This window comes from Dinoroseobacter sp. S124A (genome assembly GCF_049801015.1).
Lineage (GTDB): Bacteria > Pseudomonadota > Alphaproteobacteria > Rhodobacterales > Rhodobacteraceae > Dinoroseobacter.
Window position 1 is genome coordinate 18,509 of record NZ_JBNAGD010000003.1, and the last position, 18,931, is coordinate 37,439.

Sequence of the window (18,931 nt, forward strand, 5' to 3'; positions counted from 1 at the left end):
TGCAGTTTCATGCAGACGTCAGGCATCAATCGAACCCCAGAAGCTCAAAGATCTCGCGATCGGGCAGCGGCGCAGGGGCCAGCGGCTCGGTCCCGTTCCACAGGGTCTCGGCCAGACGGATATACTCCTTCTGCACCGCGACGATGTCTTCCTCGGCATCCATCTCGAACAGGGTCTTCTTCTTGAGCCGCGAGCGGCGGATCGCGTCGAGATCGGGCATATGCGCGATCCGGTTGAACCCGACCGTCTTGCAGTAGCGATCGACCTCGTCGGTCTCACGGGACCGGTTGGCCACGCAGCCCGCCAGACGCACCGAGTAGTTCTTGGACTTCGCCTGAACCGCCGCGATGATCCGGTTCATCGCGTAGATGCTGTCGAAGTCGTTCGCGGTCACGATCAGTGCGCGATCAGCATGTTGCAGGGGGGCCGCGAATCCACCGCAGACCACGTCACCAAGCACGTCGAAGATCACCACGTCGGTGTCCTCGAGCAGGTGGTGTTGCTTCAGAAGCTTCACCGTTTGCCCCACCACGTACCCTCCGCAGCCTGTGCCGGCGGGCGGCCCCCCTGCTTCCACGCACTTCACCCCATTGAATCCTTCAAAGACGAAGTCTTCGGGCCTCAGCTCCTCTGCGTGGAAATCCACCTCTTTCAGGATGTCGATCACCGTGGGGACCAGACTTCCTGTGAGGGTAAAAGTACTGTCATGCTTGGGGTCGCAGCCGATCTGCAGCACGCGCTTGCCAAGCTTGGAAAAAGCCGCCGACAGGTTCGAGCTGGTGGTCGATTTGCCGATGCCGCCCTTGCCATACACGGAAAAAACCTTGGCGCCCTCGATCTTCATCGAGGCGTCCTGATGCACTTGCACGGACCCTTCGCCGTCCTGACCCTTGAGGACCGGGGGAGCTCTATCCAATGGACTCATGTCGTCGTCCCTTTCTGTTGCGGCCGCGTGGTCATTCCGCCGCGATGTTGATGCCTTCGAGCGCGTCCTCGATCTCGTCCGCTGCATCCTGCAGGGCGGCGAGCGTGTCGGCGTCCGGTTGCCAGTAGTCCCTCTCGAACGCCTCGATGAGGCGGTTCGCCATACGGGCGCTTGCCTGCGGGTTCAGGTCCGCAAGTCGTTTGCGCATCGCGTCGTCTAACACGAATGTCTCGCTCAGCCGCTGATAGACCCAGGGCTCCACCTGACCGGTGGTGGCCGACCAGCCGAGCGTGTTGGTGACCTGCGCCTCGATCTGGCGCACGCCCTCATGGCCATGCTTGAGCATGCTCTCGAACCACTTCGGGTTCAGGCTGCGCGAGCGGGTCTCGAGCGCGACCTGGTCCTTGAGCGTGCGGACCTTGGCCGAACCGCGTGTCTGATCGCCGATATAGACCGCCGCCTCGTCGCCCCCCTTGGCGCGCTTCACCGCGCGGGCGATGCCGCCCAGCGTGTCGAAATAGTGATCGACCGTGGTCACGCCGAGCTCGACCGACTCGAGGTTCTGATAGGCGATGTCCACATCGCGCAGGGTCTTTTGCAGCAGCGCCGGGTTTGCCGCCGACTTGCCCGAGCGGCCATAGGCAAAGCTCTTGCGCGCCTCATAGGCATCGGCCAGCTCGTCTTCCTCGCCAAAGGCCGAGCTGTCCACCAGCGCGTTCACATTCGACCCATAGGCCCCTTCGGCATTGGAAAAGACCCGCAGCGCGGCGGTTTCCAGATCGCAGCCCATCTCTTCGGCATAGGCCAGCGCATGGGCGCGGATGTAGTTCCACTCGACCGGTTCATCCTCGGCAGAGGCACAGAGATAGGCCGCCTCGGCCAGCATTTTGGTCTGCAACGGCAGAAGATCGCGGAAGATCCCCGACAGGGTCATGACCACATCGACGCGCGGGCGTCCAAGCTCGATAAGCGGGATCAGTTCCGCGCCACAGAGACGGCCATAGCCGTCGAATTTCGGACGCGCGCCCATCAGCGCCAGCGCCTGTGCAATCGGGCCGCCGTCGGATTTGATATTGTCCGACCCCCAAAGCACCAGCGCGACCGAGCGCGGCAGGGTGGCATGGGTCTCGAGCAACAGTTCCGCCTGTTTGGCGCCGTCCTGCATGGCAAAGGGCGTGGGCATCCGGAACGGATCAAAAGCGTGAATGTTGCGCCCGGCGGGCAGCACCTCGGGCGCCCGGATCAGATCGCCCCCCGGCACCGGCGCGATGTAACGCCCCGAGAGCGCCTTCATCAGCCCGTCCAGCTCCGCATCCCGCTTGAGAAGCTCGGCAATCCGCGCCCGCGCCTCGGCATCCTGACCGGGCATCACGTCCAGATGGGCATTGATCTCGGCATCGGTGGGCACGCGCCCGACCACATGCAGACCATCGGGGATCAGCGCATCCTCGGTCTCCAGCAGCTTGAGCCAGAGCGTGTCCGGATCCGAGCCGTCCAGATCCACCGCCTCGGCCTGCTGCGCGATCAGCGCGGCGAGCTCTGCGCGGTCATCCTCGTCGGGCGCCATGGCGCGGAAGCGCGCGAGGCTGTCCTTGAGCTCCGCCAAACCCTTATAGAGGCCGGATGTCGCCAGCGGCGGGGTCACATGGGTGACCGTCACCGCGTTGGACCGGCGCTTGGCCAGGGTCGCCTCGGACGGGTTGTTCGACGCATAGAGATAAACATTCGGCATCTCGCCGATCAGCCGGTCCGGCCAGTCGCGCGCCCCAAGCCCCGCCTGCTTGCCCGGCATGAATTCCAGCGCCCCGTGCATCCCGAAATGCAAGACCACATCGGCCTGATAGGTGGACTTGAGCCACATGTAGAACTGCGTGAAGGCATGGGTCGGGGCAAAGCCGCGCTCGAACAAAAGGCGCATCGGGTCGCCCTCATAGCCGAAGGTCGGCTGGACCCCGACGAAGACATTCCCGAACTCCTGCCCAAGGATAAAGACCCCGCGCCCGTCCGACTGGATCTTGCCCGGGGCGGGGCCCCAGACCTCTTCGATCACCGAAAGCGGCGGCGTATTGGCGACGATATGATCGGCGCTCACATGGGCGGCGACATTCGCCTCCTGCCCGTATTTCTTGGCATTCCCCTCAAGCACCGCCGCGCGCAGGGCGTCGACATTTTCGGGTACCTCGACGCTGTAACCGTCGGCCTTCATGCGGGTCAGGGTGTTGAACAGGCTCTCGAACACGCTCAGATAGGCCGCCGTGCCCACCGCGCCGGCATTGGGAGGGAAGCCGAACAGAACCACGGCCACCTTCTTGGCGGCATTCTCGCAGCGGCGCAGGCGCGCAAGGCGCAGGGCCTTTTCGACCAGCACGTCGATCCGTTCCAGGCAGGGGGCCATGGCCTTGACATCATTGGGCGCCGCACAGCGGTACTGACACCCGGTGCAGCGATCCTCGCCATGGCGGCCCGCAAAGACGGTCGGGTTGGTCGCCCCGTCGATCTCGGGCAGGGCGATCAGCATGGTGGTCTCGACCGGGCCAAGCCCGCTGGGGGCGGCGGCCCATTGGCCAAGCGTCTGAAACTCCAGCGGATGAGCCGCAAGATAGGGAATGTCGAGCCCCGTCAGAACCTCGATCGCCGCATCGCTGTCATTATAGGCCGGTCCCCCGATCAGCGAGAACCCGGTGAGCGAGACCATCGCATCGATCTGGGTGGCATCCTCGGCGCGGAAATAGCGCGAGATCGCCGGGCGCGCGTCGAGCCCCCCGGCAAAAGCCGGGATGACCCGGATGTTGCGCGCCTCGAACGCATCGATCACCGCCTCGTAATGGGCGCTGTCCCGGCTCAGGATATAGCTGCGCATCATCAGCAGGCCGACCGTGGCCTCGGGCTGCGCCGGACCGGGCAGCTCGGAGATGTCGGTGAAGACGCGCTCCGGATGGGCCGGGTGGAACAGACCCACCTCCGGGTATTCCACCGGCGGCAGGGCCTTGATCTCGGACCAGCCGGGCCGCGCCGCATAGGCGCTGATGAGCATGCGCAGCATCTGCTCGGTATTCTCATCCGAGCCATCCAGCCAATACTGCATGGTCAGGAAGTAGTTGCGCAGATCCTGAGCCTTGCCCGGCAGAAACCGGAGGATCTTGGGCAGGCGCCGCAGGATCTTCATCTGCCCCTCGGAGGACGAGGTCTTCTTGGTCTTCGGCTTGAGCTTCTTGAGGATCGCCATGGCGCCCGAGGCGGGCTTCGACAGATCCACATCGCCCATGCGTGTGAGGTTCACCAACGCCTGATCCGCGATCACGCAGACCATGGCATCGCAATGATCGCGCCGCGCCTGCAGATCCGGCAGGATCGCCTGGATCTGTTCGTCGAGGAAGATCAGGTTCACCACCACGATATCCGCCTCGGCGATGGCCGCGCGGGTTGCCGCTAGGCTGGCGGGGTTCTCGGACCACTCTCCGGCCGCGTGGACAGACACTTTCAGTCCCGGGAAATCCACCTGCAACGCGGCATTCACCCGCGCAGCAGGGCCCAGCACATGGCTGTCCAGCGTGATGATCACGAAGCGGTAAGGCGTCGGACCATCGGGATGAGGGGTCAGAGAACCACTATCGAGCATAATGCGCCTTGGCCTCATAGAGGGTATCGACACTGATCTCGGTCACACCCTGTTCGAGCGCGTATTTCTCGGTGTTGCGCTTGGCCTTGCCCCGCACGAAGAACGGGATCTTCTTGAGCTCCTTCTCCGCATCCGCGAGCCAGACCGCGACATCGCTGCCCGTGGCCTCGGGTGCCCGTTCCTCTGTCATTGTTCCCGAAATACTCCGGGGGGTCTGGGGGGCTGGCCCCCCAGCCGCCTCAACCTCATCCAACGGCTTGGGCGCATGGCCCCCATGGTGGGACGGACCCGCCGCATCATGGAACTCGAAATCCTCGCGGAACATCGCCAGCAGGTGCTCTTCGAGCCCCATGACCAGCGGATGGATCCAGGTGTCGAAGATGACGTTTGCGCCCTCGAAACCGACCTGCGGTGAGTAGCGCGCCGGGAAATCCTGCACATGGACCGGAGCCGAGATCACCGCGCAGGGGATGCCCAGACGCTTGCCGATATGACGCTCCATCTGGGTGCCAAGGATCATCTCGGGCGCGGCCTCTTCAATGGCGGCCTCGACCTCGAGGTAGTCATCGGTGATCAGCGGGGTGATCCCGAACTCCTTGCCCAGGGCACGGATATCGCGAGCAAACTCGCGGTTGTAGCAGCCAAGGCCGACGACCTCGAACCCCATCTCGTCGCGGGCGATGCGGGCGCAAGCCTTCACATGGGTCGCGTCCCCGAACAGGAACACGCGCTTGCCGGTCAGGTAGGTGCTGTCGACGGATTTGCTCCACCAGGGCAGGCGCAGACGGCTCTCATCCGGGCGCGTAGTCAACCCGGTGATGCCTTGTACTTCGGCGATGAAATCGCGGGTCGCACCGACACCGATGGGCACGATCTTGGTATAGGGCAGAGCCAGCTCCCGCTCGAGAAAGCGGCAGGCCGCTTCGCAGGTCTCGGGGTAAAGCATGACGTTGAAATGAGCCGCACCCAGCCGGGCGATATCGGACGGGCTGGACCCCATGGGGCCCACCACATTCACATCCACACCCATCTCCGACAGCAACCCGGTCAACTCCTCGACATCATCGCGATGGCGAAAGCCGAGCCCGGTGGGACCGAGAATATTGCACGAGATCCGCGCGGTTTTCTCGACGGGCTTGGCGAGCGCGCGGACAATCTGAAAGAAGGTCTCGTCGCAGCCGAAGTTTTCCTTGCGTTGATAGCTTGGCAGCTCCAGCGGGATCACCGGCACGGGCAGGCCCATGGTCTCGGCCAGACCGCCCGGATCATCCTGGATCAGCTCGGCAGTACAGGAGGCCCCGACGATGATCGCCTCGGGCTTGAACCGCTCATAGGCATCGCGGCAGGCATCCTTGAAGAGATAGGCGGTATCCGCCCCCAAATCGCGGGCCTGAAAGGTGGTGTAGGTCACCGGCGGGCGGTGGTCGCGCCGCTCGATCATCGTGAAGAGCAGATCGGCGTAGGTATCGCCCTGGGGTGCGTGCAGCACGTAATGCAGCCCCTTCATCCCCGTGGCGACGCGCATGGCCCCCACATGGGGCGGGCCCTCATAGGTCCAGACGGTGAGCTTCATGACAGGCCTCGCGTCGTGAGTATTTGAAGAACAATGAGGGAGGGGGTGCCGCGCAGGATCATTCCGCAGCCTCCAGCTTGAGCAGGTCACGCCGCCGGATCGGGCGGGCGAAGAGCCCGGCGAGATCGCCCGCCTGCTCGTAGAAATGCACGGGCGAGAAGACGAGCTCGATGGCCCATTTCGTCGTCAGCCCCTCGGCCTCGAGCGGGTTGGCAAGGCCCAGCCCGCAAACCGTCAGGTCCGGGCGCGCGGCGCGGCAGCGGTCGAGCTGCTTGTCGACATCCTGGCCTTCGGAGATGGTCGGCCCGCCTGCGAGCAGATCGAGATCCGCCCCGACGAGGCCCTTGTGGATATAGGGCGCGCCCACCTCGATGGCGGTCATGCCGCATTCGCGGGTCAGGAAGCGCGCGAGGGGAATTTCGAGCTGACTGTCCGGGAAGAAGAAGATCGATCTACCCTTGAGCGTCTCGGCCGCCGCCGCGATGGCCTTGCGGGCGCGGGCGCGGGGGGCCGCGGTGACGGCCTCGAAAGTCTCGTCCGAGACGCCAAACTCATCGGCGATCGCGCGCAACCACAGGGTCGTGCCCTCTTCGCCAAAGGGGAAGGGCGCGTCGATCCGGCGGGCGCCGCGCCGTTCGATGGCGGCGCAGGTTTCGCCCAGGAAGGGCTGCAGCGGCGCATAGACCGTGTTCGGGCCCAGTCCGGGCGTCTCATCGGCACGATGGGCGGGCAAGACGCGGATCGGGCCGATCCCCATCTTGGTCAGCAGGCTGAGCGCCTGATCTTCGACCACATCGGGCAGCGCGCCGACCAGCAGCAGCTCGCGCGCGTCGGTCTTGGGCAGAACCGGCACCATGGATTCCAAACAGGCGTCTTCGCCTTGGGTGAAGGTCGTCTCGATCCCGGAGCCGGAATAATTCAGCACCCGCACATGGGGCGCGAATTTCTGGGTCAGACGCTCGGCGGCGCGGCTCAGATCGAGCTTGATCACCTCGGACGGGCAGGAGCCCACGAGGAAAAGCTGCCGGATATCCGGACGGCGGGAGAGCAGGCGTTCCACCTCGCGGTCGATCTCATCCTGAGCATCGGCGAGCCCGGCCAGATCGGTTTCCTCGAGGATCGCCGTGCCAAAGCGCGGCTCGGCGAAGATCATCACGCCAGCGGCGGATTGCAAAAGATGCGCACAGGTCCGCGACCCCACCACGAGGAAGAACGCGTCCTGCATCTTGCGATGGAGCCAGATGATGCCCGTCAGGCCGCAAAAGACCTCGCGCTGGCCACGCTCCTTGAGGACCGGGGTGTCCCGGCATCCGGGAGAGACCTGAGAAACGGGTTTGTTCATGCCATCGCCTCCGATTGCAGGCGTGCCATGCGAAGCTTCCAAAGAAACTGCCCCGCATTCACGACATAGGTGACATAGGCCAGCAGCGCGATGACCATCTGCCCATCCGGGGAGACGGAACCGCTCAGAAGCGCCCATATATAAAGTGTGTGAAGGGCGATGACGACGAAGCTGACGACATCCTCCCAGAAGAAGGCCGGGGCGAGCAGGTACTGTCCGAAGACCACCTTTTCCCAGATCGCGCCGGTCACCATGATGGCATAGAGGAACGCCGTCTTTATCAGGATCGAGACCGTGGCGATCACGTATCCCTCGCCGGTCAGCATAAAGCGCAGCACGAATGCCAGAGAGATCGCGAAGGCGACGAACTGAAGCGGCGCCAGAATCCCCTGAATCAGTGTCCAGACGGTTTCATCGCGGCGTTTCTTCTGCTCGGGCGTGTAGAGCCCGCCCTTGTTTTGTTGGGTGTTCGGACCGGTCTGCATCCGACGACTCCCCCTCCGGCAAACGATTGTTCACCCGAATTTACATATGGGGAGTTGCAAGTGTCAACTTAAACTTACACAATGACGGACAACCGGTGAGATGAATGACTGGAAGCGATTCGCCCATGAAGGATCATATATTCAAAGGAAAAAATGCCAGCGACTCGGGCGTGGACGCCGAAGTCGCCGCATTTCGCGCGCTGGTGTCCAGAAACTTTGACAATTCCGGCGTTCTGACAGATACTGCCCCTGGGTTAGCGTCTGCCCCAGATGCGCTTAGGGACGATCTCGAAACCGAGGGGCAGAGCGGGGTTGCTGTGGACAGCGCTTTCGACATTGCAGGACCGGCACAGACCGGGTCCAACATTCACCTCTCGCCGGCCGAGGTTCAGGCGCTCGCGTCGCAAGCCTTGGACGTTCTGGCGAATGACGCCGATGACTCAAATGGCGGCGCACCGCTTGCGCAGCTTCTGGCGCTCACCGAAGCCTATATCGCCATGGACGAGCAATCCCGGCACGACCTTCTGGCCCGCATCATGAAACGGGGGGTCAGCTCCCAGGATGTGATCGAGGCGATCATCCCGGCCGCTGCCCGCTATATGGGTGAGCTTTGGGCGTCGGACAAACTGAGCTTTGCGGATGTCACCATCGGCGCCGCCCGGCTGCAGGAAACCGTCCGCACCATCGGCGTACGCCGGGTGGAACGCGTCGACCCGGATCCCGAAGGCCCGTCGATCATGCTGATCGTGCCGCGAATCGAACAGCACACCCTCGGCGTCTTTGTCGTGGCCGAGCAATTCCGCCGCATGGGCGTACGCGTGCATATGACATTGGGAAACAACCAGGCCGAGATTCTACGGCTGGTGCAGATACATCACTTTGCCATGGTCGGCGTCACCGCTTCTTGCCGCAGAACGCTTGCATCGGTACGCGATTTGGTCAAAACAATTCGGACTGGCGTGCCGCGCATCGTGCCAATTGTGGTGGGTGGTCCTGTTACAGAATCTGGCCTCGATATCATTGCGATGACCGGGGCCGACTACGTAGCTGCAAGCGCCGAAGAGGCGCTACGGCTTTGCGAGATCGAGACGAACCAACAGCGAAGACTTGAATCGTAACCGTGCAGATCCCGGAGAGGACCCGGGGCGACAGGAGAGATTGATGAACACGCGGGAAAGAGATTTCTGGGATGACCGGTCGGCGCCGCGCATTGCGCCGGAGCATTTCAATGAAATCGTCGCCACCGCAGCAGACCTCGCCATTGTTCTGGACCTGAAAGGCACGGTCCAATCGCTCGTCGTGAACCCGCTGAACCCGACAATCGGACGGCTCGATCATTGGCAGAAACGCGATATTCGGGACTTTTTGGCCGAGGACAGTCTGTCCAAACTGGAAAAACAACTGGCCGCCTATCGCGAAGGCGAGGCGCCGGCGACCGATGCCATCGAGGTCAATCATTTCGACAATGCGAATTGGGAATTCCCGATCCGCTATACCCTGCACCGCACGGGCGACAATGATCTGATCCTGATGCTGGGCCGCGACCTGCGCCCGGTGGCCGAGCTGCAGCATCGTCTGGTCAAGGCACAGCTGGCGCTGGAAAAGGATTACGAGAACCACCGCGATTACGAGACCCGCTACCGGGTCGTAATGGAATCGACCCGTGACCCGCTGGTCATGGTCGATGCCTCCAGCGGTCGGATCACGGATATGAACTCCGCCGCGGCCCAGGCTCTGGGTGCGGATGCGGATGCGCTTGTGGGCAATCTCTTTGGCCACGAGTTTGACGGGATGAAACGGGGCGAGCTGCTGGACCAGATGATGTCCTCGGCCACCTCGGAAAACCGCAAGCAGGTGCGCGCCACGACCAAGCGCTCCGGCAAGGAGCTGGAAATTCAGGTGCGCCTCTTCCGCGCCTCCGGTGACAAAACGTTGCTGTGCCGTCTCGAAGGATCCGGCACGCAAGAAGTCATTGGCGAGGAGCTGAGTGAGATCTTGTCCCTTCTGTATCGCGAGGGGTCGGACGCGGTGGTCTTCACCGACCCGACCGGCGTCATCCGCAACGCCAATGAAGCCTTCCTGAACCTCACGGATGTGGGGCAGGTCGGGGATATCAAGGGCAAGTCGCTGGGCGATTTCCTCGCGCGCGGCTCGGTCGACCTCAAGGTCATGATGGACAATGCCTCGCGCCATGGCGCGATGCCGATCTACTCGACACGGCTGGAGAGCGCCTATGGCTCGCAGCTCTCGGTCGAGATGTCCGCCACCCATCTGGAGGCGCGCCATAATGGTGGCTTCGCCTTCGTGCTGCGCGATGCCTCCCGGCTCGAAGTGGTGCGGGACGCGACCCCGATGGCGGGCGCTGTCTCGGGTGAGGCGATGCAGAACGTGATGGAACTGGTCGGCTCCGCGCCGCTCAAGGACATCGTGTCGGCCACCACGGATGTGGTGGAGAAGATGTGCATCGAAACCGCCGTGGGCCTGACCCGCAACAACCGTGTGGCCGCGGCCGAGATGCTCGGGCTGTCGCGCCAGAGCCTTTACGTCAAGTTGCGCAAATACGGTTTGCTCAACAAGGGCGGCGAAGACTGAGCGGGCGGCACGCGCCCGCCACTTCTCGAAAAAAACCGGTGTAAACCCTGCCTGACAGTCTGTCCGGGCTTGCTGCGACTCGCGTTGTCGTGTTTGATTGACACATGAGTGTCAGCGTCGATTTACAGCCCCGCAAACTGCCCGAGCCCTCGGCGGCTCTGGAGCTGATCAAACCCATCACGTGGTTTCCGCCCATGTGGGCCTATGCCTGCGGTGTGGTGGCCAGCGGGGCGTCGGTCACGGATCATTGGGGCCCGCTCGTTCTGGGCGTGCTGCTGGCCGGGCCGATTGTCTGTGGCATGAGCCAGGCCGCGAATGACTGGTGCGACCGCCATGTGGACGCGATCAACGAGCCGAACCGCCCGATCCCGTCGGGACGTGTCCCGGGCCGTTGGGGTCTGTGGATCGCCCTTGCCATGTCAGCGCTCGCGCTGCTGGTCGGGCTGGCCCTGGGCCCCTGGGGCTTTGGTGCCACGGTGGTGGCCGTTCTGGCCGCCTGGGCCTATTCCGCCGAACCGGTCCGCCTGAAGAAATCGGGCTGGTGGGGGCCGGGCCTTGTCGGGCTCAGCTATGAAAGCCTGCCCTGGTTCACAGGCACCGCGGTGATGGTCACCGGTGCGCCGAGCTGGCCTATCGTCATCGTCGCGATCCTCTACGGGATCGGCGCCCATGGCATCATGACACTCAATGATTTCAAAGCGCTGGAGGGTGACCGCCAGATGGGCGTCAACTCCCTGCCCGTCACGCTTGGCCCGGAGCGCGCGGCCAAGCTGGCCTGCGTCGTCATGCTGATCCCGCAGCTCGCGGTGATCGCGCTTCTGTTCCACTGGGGGCTCGGCAACCGGGCGCTGGTGGTCACGGGCCTCGTGGTGCTGCAGCTTTGGGCGATGCGCGAGATGCTGGCCGACCCCAAGGGCAAGGCGCCCTGGTATAACGGCACCGGCGTTCTGTTTTACGTGACGGGGATGATGGTCACGGCCTTCGCCCTGCGCGGGATCGGGGGCGTCTGACATGCTCGGCTGGATCTCGATCATCCGCATGGGGCTGGTGCAGCTCTGCCTCGGGGCGATTGTTGTACTGACAACCTCGACCCTGAACCGGCTCATGGTGGTGGAGCTGGCCTTGCCCGCTGTCCTTCCCGGTCTGCTCGTAGCGCTGCATTACGGCATTCAGATCACCCGCCCGCAATGGGGCTACCGATCGGACACGGGCGGCAAGCGCACCCGCTGGATCATCGGCGGGATGGCTGTTCTGGCCGCCGGAGGGCTGAGCGCGGCCTATGGCGTTGTCCTGATGGAGACCGCCTTTGTCGCCGGTCTGCTGGTGTCGATCCTCGCCTATGCGCTGATCGGCGTCGGTGTCGGAGCTTCCGGTACCTCGCTGCTGGCGCTGCTGGCCACGGCCACGGACCCACGTCGGCGGGCGGCGGCGGCCACGATCACATGGCTGATGATGATCGCCGGAATCGCGGTGACGGCAGCCACCGTGGGCAGCTTCCTCGATCCTTATTCGCCTGCTCTTCTGCTCAGGATCGTCGCCATTGTCACGATCGGCGCTGTCCTGCTCACCAGCCTTGCGGTCTGGGGCATCGAAGCGCGGGTCACGGTCCCGCCCGTCGAGAAAGCCCCCCTGCCCTTCATGGATGGCATGCGCGAGGTCTGGGCAGAGCGTAAGGCCCGCAATTTCACGGTCTTCGTCTTTCTGTCGATGACCGCCTATTTCATGCAGGAGCTCATCCTCGAGCCCTATGCCGGGCTCGTCTTCGCCTTCACGCCGGGGCAGTCGACCTCGCTGAGCGGCGCCCAGAACGGGGGCGTGTTCCTCGGGATGGTGCTCGTGGGGGTTTGCGCCACGGGGCTGCATCTCGGCTCGCTCCGGGCCTGGGTCATCGCCGGATGCATCGGCTCTGCCGGAGCGCTGGCCCTGATCACCGGGCTCGGCCAGATCGGCCCGGCGGCACCATTGGTGCCAGCCGTGGTGCTGCTGGGCTTTTTCAACGGCATGTTCGCCGTCGCCGCCATCGGATCCATGATGCAGCTCGCCGGAGAGGGCCGCGAAGCCCGCGAGGGCACGCGCATGGGCCTCTGGGGTGCGGCGCAGGCCATCGCCGCCGGGTTCGGCGGTCTGGTGGGCGCGGCAAGCGCCGATCTCTTGCGGCAGGTTCTGCCCAATGACGCCGCAGCCTTCGGCTCGGTATTTCTGTTCGAAGCAGCCTTGTTCCTCGTCTCGGCCCTGATGGCCTGGCGTGTGGTGGACAAGGCACGCAAGACACGCGCCCCGCAGACCGGCGGCGCCTTGGTTCCCGGTGAATGAGGGGGAGATGGAATGACCTATGATGTGATCGTTGTGGGCGGAGGCCCCTCGGGCGCGACCGCGGCCGAGGACCTGGCACGCGCCGGCAAGAAAGTCGCGCTGATCGACCGGGCCGGGCGGATCAAGCCTTGTGGCGGGGCGATCCCGCCGCGCCTGATCGAGGATTTCGACGTTCCGGACAGCCAGATCGTCGCCAAGATCAACACCGCGCGCATGGTGTCGCCCACCGCGCGCCACGTGGATATCCCGATCGAGAACGGCTTTGTCGGAATGGTCGATCGCGAGTTTTTCGACGAATTCCTGCGCGAACGCGCGGCCAAGGCCGGGGCGGACCGGCACACAGGCACCTTCGTGCGGATCGAACGGTCCGAGCAGGGCACATGGGTCGTCTATCGCGACAAGGCCACACGCGAAGAGGTGTCCTTGCGCACCAAGCTGATTATCGGTGCCGATGGCGCGCGCTCGGATGTGGCCCGGGCCGAAGTGCCCGGCGGCGACACGATCCCCTATGTCATCGCCTATCACGAGATCATCAAGGCCCCCGAGGGCATCTCCGAAAACTACGACCCCAAGCGCTGCGACGTGATCTATGACGGCGTGGTCTCGCCCGATTTCTATGGCTGGGTCTTCCCCCATGGCAAATCTGCCAGTGTCGGCATGGGCACCGGGGTGGATGGCACGGACCTGAAGGCCGCGACGAAGCTGCTGCGCGAAAGCGCGGGCCTGATGGAATGCGAGACCATCCGCAAGGAAGGCGCGCCCATCCCCCTCAAGCCGCTGGACAAGTGGGACAATGGCCGGGACCTCGTGCTCGCCGGGGATGCCGCGGGCGTCGTTGCCCCCTCCTCGGGCGAGGGGATCTACTATGCCATGGCCGGGGGCCGGGTGGCGGGGGAAGCCGCGCTCGAATGCCTGCGCACCGGGCAGGTCAAAGCGCTCGCCAAGGCGCGCAAGCGTTTCCTCAAGGAGCATGGGACAGTTTTTCGCGTTTTGGGCGCGATGCAGGACGCCTATTATCGCTCGGACGAGCGCAGGGAGCGTTTCGTGTCGCTCTGCCATGATGTGGATGTGCAGCGCCTGACCTTCGAGGCTTACATGAACAAGAAACTGGTGCGCGCCCGGCCCATGGCCCATCTGAAGATCGGGGTGAAGAACCTGGCCCATCTGAGCGGGCTGATCTCGCCGGTGTCGGTATGAGGGACTTCGTTCCCGCCTGGGTCGATGGGGCGCTGAGCCCGGTCGGCAAGCTGGAGGCGCATCAGCGCGGCCTCAAGCACAAGGCCGTGTCGGTTTTCGTGATGCGCGGGACCGAGACGCTGATCCAGCGGCGCGCCCTGTCGAAGTATCACACGCCCGGGCTTTGGGCGAATACCTGCTGCACCCATCCCTTGTGGGATGAAAGCCCAGTGGATTGCGCCATGCGCCGCCTGAAGGAGGAGCTGGGGATCACCGGGCTCTATCCGGCCCATCGCGACCGGGTGGAGTACCGCGCCGATGTGGGCAACGGGTTGATCGAGCATGAGGTCGTGGATCTCTTCATCGCCGAGGCGACCCCGGATCTGGTGGTGGCGCCCAATCCCGACGAGGTTTGCGATTATGCCTGGATCGATCTGTTCGATCTGAGTGCCGAGGCCAAGCGCCGGCCCGAGAAGTACACGCCCTGGCTGCGGATCTATCTCGAGGAGCATTCGGAACGGATCTTTGGCGCGCTCAGCCCGAGCTGAGCCAATCGCCCCTGACGGCAGATCAAAGCCCGGTGCGTCTTGCGACACACCGGGCTGATTTTTTGCCTCCGGCGGGGATATTTAGAGACTTAAGAAAGACGGCGCGCCGGGGGATCCTGCGCGCTGTGCTGTCGCGTCAGGCGGTGGTCGCTTCGAGCAGCGCGGTGTCCGCCCCCATCAGGTGCAGCGCCTGTCCGGCGATATGACCTGCGGTCAGCTTGGCATCCGCGTACATGTCATCCGGGCTCGCCTGATCGATGAAACGGTCCGGCAGGGTCATGGTGCGGATCTTGAGCTTGCCATCGAGACGCCCGGTTTTCGCGAGCCAATGCAGGACCATCGCGCCAAAGCCGCCTTCGGCCCCCTGTTCGACCGTGATGAGCGCTTCGTGGCTGTCGGTCAGATCGGCGATCAGTTGCGTGTCGAGCGGTTTGGCGAAGCGGGCATCGGCGACGGTGACCGAGATCCCTCGTGCGTCGAGCTCTTCGGCGGCCTTGAGGCATTCCGACAGATGCGCACCCAGAGACAGGATCGCGACCGAGCTGCCTTCGCGGATCACCCGGCCCTTGCCGATCTCGAGGATCTGGCCCCGCTCGGGCATTTCGGTGCCCACGCCCTCGCCACGCGGATAGCGGAACGCGATGGGGCCTGCATCATGGGCTGCGGCGGTGGCGACCATATGGACAAGCTCCGCCTCGTCGGCGGCGGCCATCACGGTCATGTTCGGCAGGTTCGCCAGATAGGCCACGTCATAGGCGCCCGCATGGGTCGGGCCATCGGCGCCCACGAGGCCAGCGCGGTCGATGGCAAAGCGCACGGGCAGGTTCTGCAGCGCCACGTCATGGACCACCTGGTCATAGCCGCGCTGCAGGAAGCTGGAATAGATCGCGCAGAAGGGCTTCATGCCCCCCGCCGCGAGCCCCGCCGCGAAGGTCACCGCGTGTTGCTCGGCAATGCCCACATCGAAGACGCGCCCCGGAAAGCGCTTGCCCATGATGTTCACGCCCGTCCCGCCCGGCATCGCCGCCGTCACCGCGCAGATCCGCGCGTCGCGCTCGGCCTCGGCGGTCAGGGTCTCGCCGAACACCTTGGTATAGGCGGGCGCGTTTGGGGCGGATTTCTTCTGCTTGCCCGTGGCCACATCGAACTTGGCCACCCCGTGGTAGCAATCATCGGAGAGCTCGGCGGGGGAATAGCCCTTGCCCTTCACCGTGCAGGCATGGATCAGGATCGGCCCGCTCGCCTTGGCCCGGGCGGCGCGCAGCACCTGCAGAAGCTGCGGCACGTCATGGCCGTCAATCGGGCCGATATAGTCAAAGCCCAGTTCCTCGAAGAGCGTCGCGGAAGAGCCGTGCTCGCCGGTCACAAGCTCGCGGGCGCGCTGAGCGCCCTCGCGCAGGGGGCCGGGGAGGCTGCGTTCGAACCCCTCGGCGATGTCCTTGAGCGCGTGGAGCGGACCGGTCGAGGCCAGATCGCTGAGATAGGTGGACATGGCGCCCGTGGGCGGCGCGATGGACATCTCATTGTCGTTCAGGATCACGAAGAGGCGGCGCCCCTCATGCCCGGTATTGTTCATCGCCTCATAGGCCATGCCGGCGCTGATCGAGCCATCGCCGATCACGGCAATCGCATCGCCCGTGGCCCCGCCGAGATCGCGCGCCGTGGCAAAGCCCAGCGCGGCGGAGATCGAGGTCGAGGAGTGCGCGGCACCGAACGGGTCATATTCGCTCTCACTGCGCTTGGTGAAGCCCGACAGGCCTCCCTTCTGGCGCAGGGTGCGGATGCGGTCGCGGCGCTCGGTCAGGACCTTGTGCGGATAGCATTGGTGGCCCACATCCCAGATCAGCTTGTCGAAGGGGGTGTTGAACACCGCGTGGATCGCCACGGTCAGCTCAACTACGCCGAGCGAGGAGCCCAGATGCCCCCCGGTCTCGGAGACTGCCGAGATCACCTCGGCGCGCAGCTCATCCGAGAGCGTCATCAATTCTCGATCCGTGAGGGATTTCAGGTCGGCCGGGCAGGCCACCCGGTCAAGCGTGGGGGTCTGGGGGCGGGAATTGGGCATGGTCGTCTCCTCCTTCGCGGTCTGGTGCGAGATCATGCGCGAGCGGTCTCGCGCGGACCGATCCGGGGGCGCCAATGCCGGTCAAGCGGCGCGGGTGGATCGGGGGTGGACCGACGGTCGAGCCTGCGGGTCCGGAGTCCGGGCCCCCTGCTGGAAAAGCGAAGGGGCCCGGCGGGGGAAGGCCATGAGGCCTATTCGTAGACGGGCGGACCCGAGGTCGCGAGTTCCGGCCAATCGGTGATCACGTTCGTCCCCTGCAGCGGGCGCTGATAGCCCTTGTGGCAGGTTTTGCACGCGGCCTTGGGCGCATCCGCATGGAGCGGGCCAAGACGTTCGGGCGGATAGACCCCTTCGAGCGGCACGAGGTAGTCGTTGTTCAACTCCTGCACCATCTGGATCCCGAGGCTCGCAGTGGCCCATTGCGGCGTCACTTGCGCACCATCGTAGAAGGCCCGGCTGTTGTGACAGAACACGCAGTTCCGACCCAGCGAGTTGGAGAAGTAGTTCATCAGGCTGAACGTCCGCTCCGTATGCTGCCAGGTGGGATCACCCGGCTCGTTCTGGACCCGGCTTTCGAGATCATGCACGGCGATGGTCTCGTAGTTCAGCAGGTACTGCTCCAGTGCGTCGGAGGGCAGCGAGGTGAATTGCGACTGCGCCGTGGCCCGGTTCTGCACCGCAGACCAGCCCGAGGTGTTCTCGTTCACGGGATCGATCCGGAACCAGATATCCGACGGCACATTCTCGCCCCGGTGACAGGTGTAGCAATTGACCCCGACAACCTCGACGGCGTTCACGTGGCCGTCCCAGTTCTCGTTAATGTTCTGGGTCATCTGGATCATGCTGCGGGCGACGACCTTGGTGTAAAGGTCATCATCCGCATATTCCCCGTCATCCGCGCCGGAGTGGCAGTATGCACAGCCCTGCTCCGGTGCGACCCATTGGGTCATCGCGTTCATCAGCCGGTTGAAATTCGCATCCGTCAGATCGCCGAGCACCTGGACATTCTCGTAGATGTCCCCGGCGAGCTCTTCCCCCTCTTCGGGAATGAAGGGCTCGTCGGTGTAGTAGTCTTCGATCGTGGGATCCGGTTTATCCAGCTCCAGCTCGAACTTGGCCACTTTCATGCCCGTGCCACGGGGGCCGGTCTGCATGCTGTCCGTCGCCAGGGGCTGACCCCAGCTAACGAAGAGGGCTGCGAGGAACACCGCGCTACCAGCGACGCCGACGATGATGGCGGGCTTGTAGATATCCGTGGGGTTCTTCGCGTTCCACTCAGAGAACCATTTGGGGAACATCAGTTTGCCTCCTCTTGGCCAATGAAGCCCTCATAGGTGGTGTAGGCCTCGTAGCCGTAGTCCTGGGTGTAGTCGGGCGCAAAGTTGTGCTCGACGGCCCAGAGGAACCAGTTGTCCACCACGGTGCCGGTCAGCAGGATCCCGATCCCGCCGGTGATCGGCGTGAGGACTGCGAACCACCAGGCCCAGCGGTGAATGCCTTCCATCGTGGCGTTGAACCCCATGGTCCAGCGCCAGAAGAGACCCGCGCGCTCGGATGCCGTACCGCGATCATAGATCTGCTCCAGCTCGCGGTCGCCGCCGAAACGGGTGACCGCCAGAATGGTCGCGCCATGCATCGCAAAGAGCAGGACAGAGCCATAGAGGAACACGATCGAGAGACAGTGGAACGGGTTGTAGTAGAGGTTGCCGTAGCGGATCGAGAAGGCCGTGGTCCAATCCAGGTGCGGGAAGATCCCGTAAGGCACCGCTTCGGACCAGGAGCCCATCAGAATCGGACGGAAGAGCCCGAGCACGAGGAACAGCCAGATCGCGGCGGCAAAGGCCCAGGCGACGTGCTTGCCCATCTTGTGCATCTCGGCAAGCTGATAGGAGCGCACCCACCAGGCCAGCACCGAGATCAGCAGGAAGAAGCTGGAGATGATGTACCAGCCCCCGTCATCAAGCGGCGGCATGCGCAGCCCGTATTCCGGCGAGGGCGGCTCGAGCGCCAGCCAGAAAAGCTGCCGGATGAATTCCGGAATGCTGTAGCCGACCTGGCTGAGCATGTTGAAGCCGACAATGTTGAACCACAGGGTCCCGGTGATCAGGCTGATGACGCCGAACCACCCCAGATAGACAGGCCCGAGCTGGGCATTGCCGATCCAACCGATGAGCTGCGAGAAGGAGGTCCCCTTCGTGCGCAATTCGGTCATGTTGTTTTCATTGTCGACGCCGAGCTCTGCGGGGCCCTGCACTTGGACTTGGGTGAAAATGTTCTGATATTCGGGCATCGC

The 18,931-nt window shown here is 64.1% G+C and carries 14 protein-coding genes; 6 read left to right on the forward strand and 8 right to left on the reverse strand.

The genetic code is table 11. The features are described 5' to 3' along the window. Positions 1-25: 25 nt before the first annotated feature. Genes bchL through bchF form a run of 5 tightly spaced genes read right to left on the reverse strand, consistent with a single transcriptional unit; the run spans position 26 to position 7,944 of the window. On the reverse strand, positions 26-925 hold the full coding sequence (gene bchL / locus ACP15I_RS07905; RefSeq protein ID WP_424966047.1) for a ferredoxin:protochlorophyllide reductase (ATP-dependent) iron-sulfur ATP-binding protein: 900 nt from the start codon (positions 923-925) through the stop codon (positions 26-28). A gap of 31 nt (positions 926-956) precedes the next feature. Beyond that, complete coding sequence (locus ACP15I_RS07910; protein ID WP_424974639.1) at positions 957-4,544, reverse strand: magnesium chelatase subunit H; 3,588 nt, start codon at positions 4,542-4,544, stop codon at positions 957-959. Beyond that, positions 4,534-6,117: a ferredoxin:protochlorophyllide reductase (ATP-dependent) subunit B gene (gene bchB, locus ACP15I_RS07915; protein ID WP_424974640.1), complete on the reverse strand. Its 1,584-nt coding sequence runs from the start codon at positions 6,115-6,117 to the stop codon at positions 4,534-4,536. Before bchB ends, ACP15I_RS07910 begins: the two co-directional genes overlap by 11 nt. Before the next feature lie 58 nt (positions 6,118-6,175). Further along, positions 6,176-7,459: a ferredoxin:protochlorophyllide reductase (ATP-dependent) subunit N gene (locus ACP15I_RS07920; RefSeq protein WP_424974641.1), complete on the reverse strand. Its 1,284-nt coding sequence runs from the start codon at positions 7,457-7,459 to the stop codon at positions 6,176-6,178. Next, positions 7,456-7,944: a 2-vinyl bacteriochlorophyllide hydratase gene (bchF, locus tag ACP15I_RS07925; protein ID WP_424974642.1), complete on the reverse strand. Its 489-nt coding sequence runs from the start codon at positions 7,942-7,944 to the stop codon at positions 7,456-7,458. The genes ACP15I_RS07920 and bchF overlap by 4 nt, the downstream gene beginning before the upstream one ends. 125 nt (positions 7,945-8,069) lie before the next feature. On the opposite strand from bchF, the gene ACP15I_RS07930 reads away from it, so the two are divergent. The 6 genes from ACP15I_RS07930 (at position 8,070) to ACP15I_RS07955 (ending at position 14,573) form a co-directional block, all read left to right on the forward strand. Then, positions 8,070-9,062: a cobalamin B12-binding domain-containing protein gene (locus ACP15I_RS07930; protein WP_424974643.1), complete on the forward strand. Its 993-nt coding sequence runs from the start codon at positions 8,070-8,072 to the stop codon at positions 9,060-9,062. A 43-nt stretch (positions 9,063-9,105) separates the two neighbouring features. After that, positions 9,106-10,536 carry a transcriptional regulator PpsR gene (ppsR, locus tag ACP15I_RS07935; RefSeq protein ID WP_424966053.1) on the forward strand — a complete coding sequence of 477 codons (1,431 nt, stop codon included), beginning with the start codon at positions 9,106-9,108 and terminating at the stop codon, positions 10,534-10,536. Between the two features lie 104 nt (positions 10,537-10,640). Beyond that, entirely contained in the window at positions 10,641-11,546 is a 906-nt protein-coding gene (chlG, locus tag ACP15I_RS07940) for a chlorophyll synthase ChlG (RefSeq protein ID WP_424974644.1), read from the forward strand. A gap of 1 nt (position 11,547) precedes the next feature. Continuing rightward, entirely contained in the window at positions 11,548-12,849 is a 1,302-nt protein-coding gene (locus tag ACP15I_RS07945) for a BCD family MFS transporter (RefSeq protein ID WP_424974645.1), read from the forward strand. Between the two features lie 12 nt (positions 12,850-12,861). Then, the gene (locus ACP15I_RS07950; RefSeq protein WP_424966056.1) at positions 12,862-14,046 is read left to right on the forward strand and encodes a geranylgeranyl diphosphate reductase; all 1,185 of its coding nucleotides are present in this window, start codon (positions 12,862-12,864) and stop codon (positions 14,044-14,046) included. After that, complete coding sequence (locus ACP15I_RS07955) at positions 14,043-14,573, forward strand: isopentenyl-diphosphate Delta-isomerase (RefSeq protein ID WP_424966057.1); 531 nt, start codon at positions 14,043-14,045, stop codon at positions 14,571-14,573. Before ACP15I_RS07950 ends, ACP15I_RS07955 begins: the two co-directional genes overlap by 4 nt. A gap of 136 nt (positions 14,574-14,709) precedes the next feature. On the opposite strand, the gene dxs is transcribed toward ACP15I_RS07955, so the two are convergent. From dxs to pufM, 3 genes are all read right to left on the reverse strand, one after another. Then, positions 14,710-16,638, reverse strand: coding sequence for a 1-deoxy-D-xylulose-5-phosphate synthase (dxs, locus tag ACP15I_RS07960; protein WP_424974646.1), 1,929 nt, complete (start codon positions 16,636-16,638; stop codon positions 14,710-14,712). 191 nt (positions 16,639-16,829) lie between these two features. Further along, entirely contained in the window at positions 16,830-17,936 is a 1,107-nt protein-coding gene (gene pufC, locus ACP15I_RS07965; protein ID WP_424974647.1) for a photosynthetic reaction center cytochrome PufC, read from the reverse strand. Next, a complete protein-coding gene (gene pufM, locus ACP15I_RS07970) occupies positions 17,936-18,928 on the reverse strand; it encodes a photosynthetic reaction center subunit M (protein ID WP_424966060.1) in 993 nt (330 codons plus the stop codon). Before pufM ends, pufC begins: the two co-directional genes overlap by 1 nt. Positions 18,929-18,931: the final 3 nt, after the last annotated feature.

Bases quoted from the DNA above. Each gene is read 5' to 3' on its own strand.
- bchL (WP_424966047.1), bottom strand. From the start codon at position 925: ATGAGTCCATTGGATAGAGCTCCCCCGGTCCTCAAGGGTCAGGACGGC.
- ACP15I_RS07910 (WP_424974639.1), bottom strand. From the start codon at position 4,544: ATGCTCGATAGTGGTTCTCTGACCCCTCATCCCGATGGTCCGACGCCT.
- bchB (WP_424974640.1), bottom strand. From the start codon at position 6,117: ATGAAGCTCACCGTCTGGACCTATGAGGGCCCGCCCCATGTGGGGGCC.
- ACP15I_RS07920 (WP_424974641.1), bottom strand. From the start codon at position 7,459: ATGAACAAACCCGTTTCTCAGGTCTCTCCCGGATGCCGGGACACCCCG.
- bchF (WP_424974642.1), bottom strand. From the start codon at position 7,944: ATGCAGACCGGTCCGAACACCCAACAAAACAAGGGCGGGCTCTACACG.
- ACP15I_RS07930 (WP_424974643.1), top strand. From the start codon at position 8,070: ATGAAGGATCATATATTCAAAGGAAAAAATGCCAGCGACTCGGGCGTG.
- ppsR (WP_424966053.1), top strand. From the start codon at position 9,106: ATGAACACGCGGGAAAGAGATTTCTGGGATGACCGGTCGGCGCCGCGC.
- chlG (WP_424974644.1), top strand. From the start codon at position 10,641: ATGAGTGTCAGCGTCGATTTACAGCCCCGCAAACTGCCCGAGCCCTCG.
- ACP15I_RS07945 (WP_424974645.1), top strand. From the start codon at position 11,548: ATGCTCGGCTGGATCTCGATCATCCGCATGGGGCTGGTGCAGCTCTGC.
- ACP15I_RS07950 (WP_424966056.1), top strand. From the start codon at position 12,862: ATGACCTATGATGTGATCGTTGTGGGCGGAGGCCCCTCGGGCGCGACC.
- ACP15I_RS07955 (WP_424966057.1), top strand. From the start codon at position 14,043: ATGAGGGACTTCGTTCCCGCCTGGGTCGATGGGGCGCTGAGCCCGGTC.
- dxs (WP_424974646.1), bottom strand. From the start codon at position 16,638: ATGCCCAATTCCCGCCCCCAGACCCCCACGCTTGACCGGGTGGCCTGC.
- pufC (WP_424974647.1), bottom strand. From the start codon at position 17,936: ATGTTCCCCAAATGGTTCTCTGAGTGGAACGCGAAGAACCCCACGGAT.
- pufM (WP_424966060.1), bottom strand. From the start codon at position 18,928: ATGCCCGAATATCAGAACATTTTCACCCAAGTCCAAGTGCAGGGCCCC.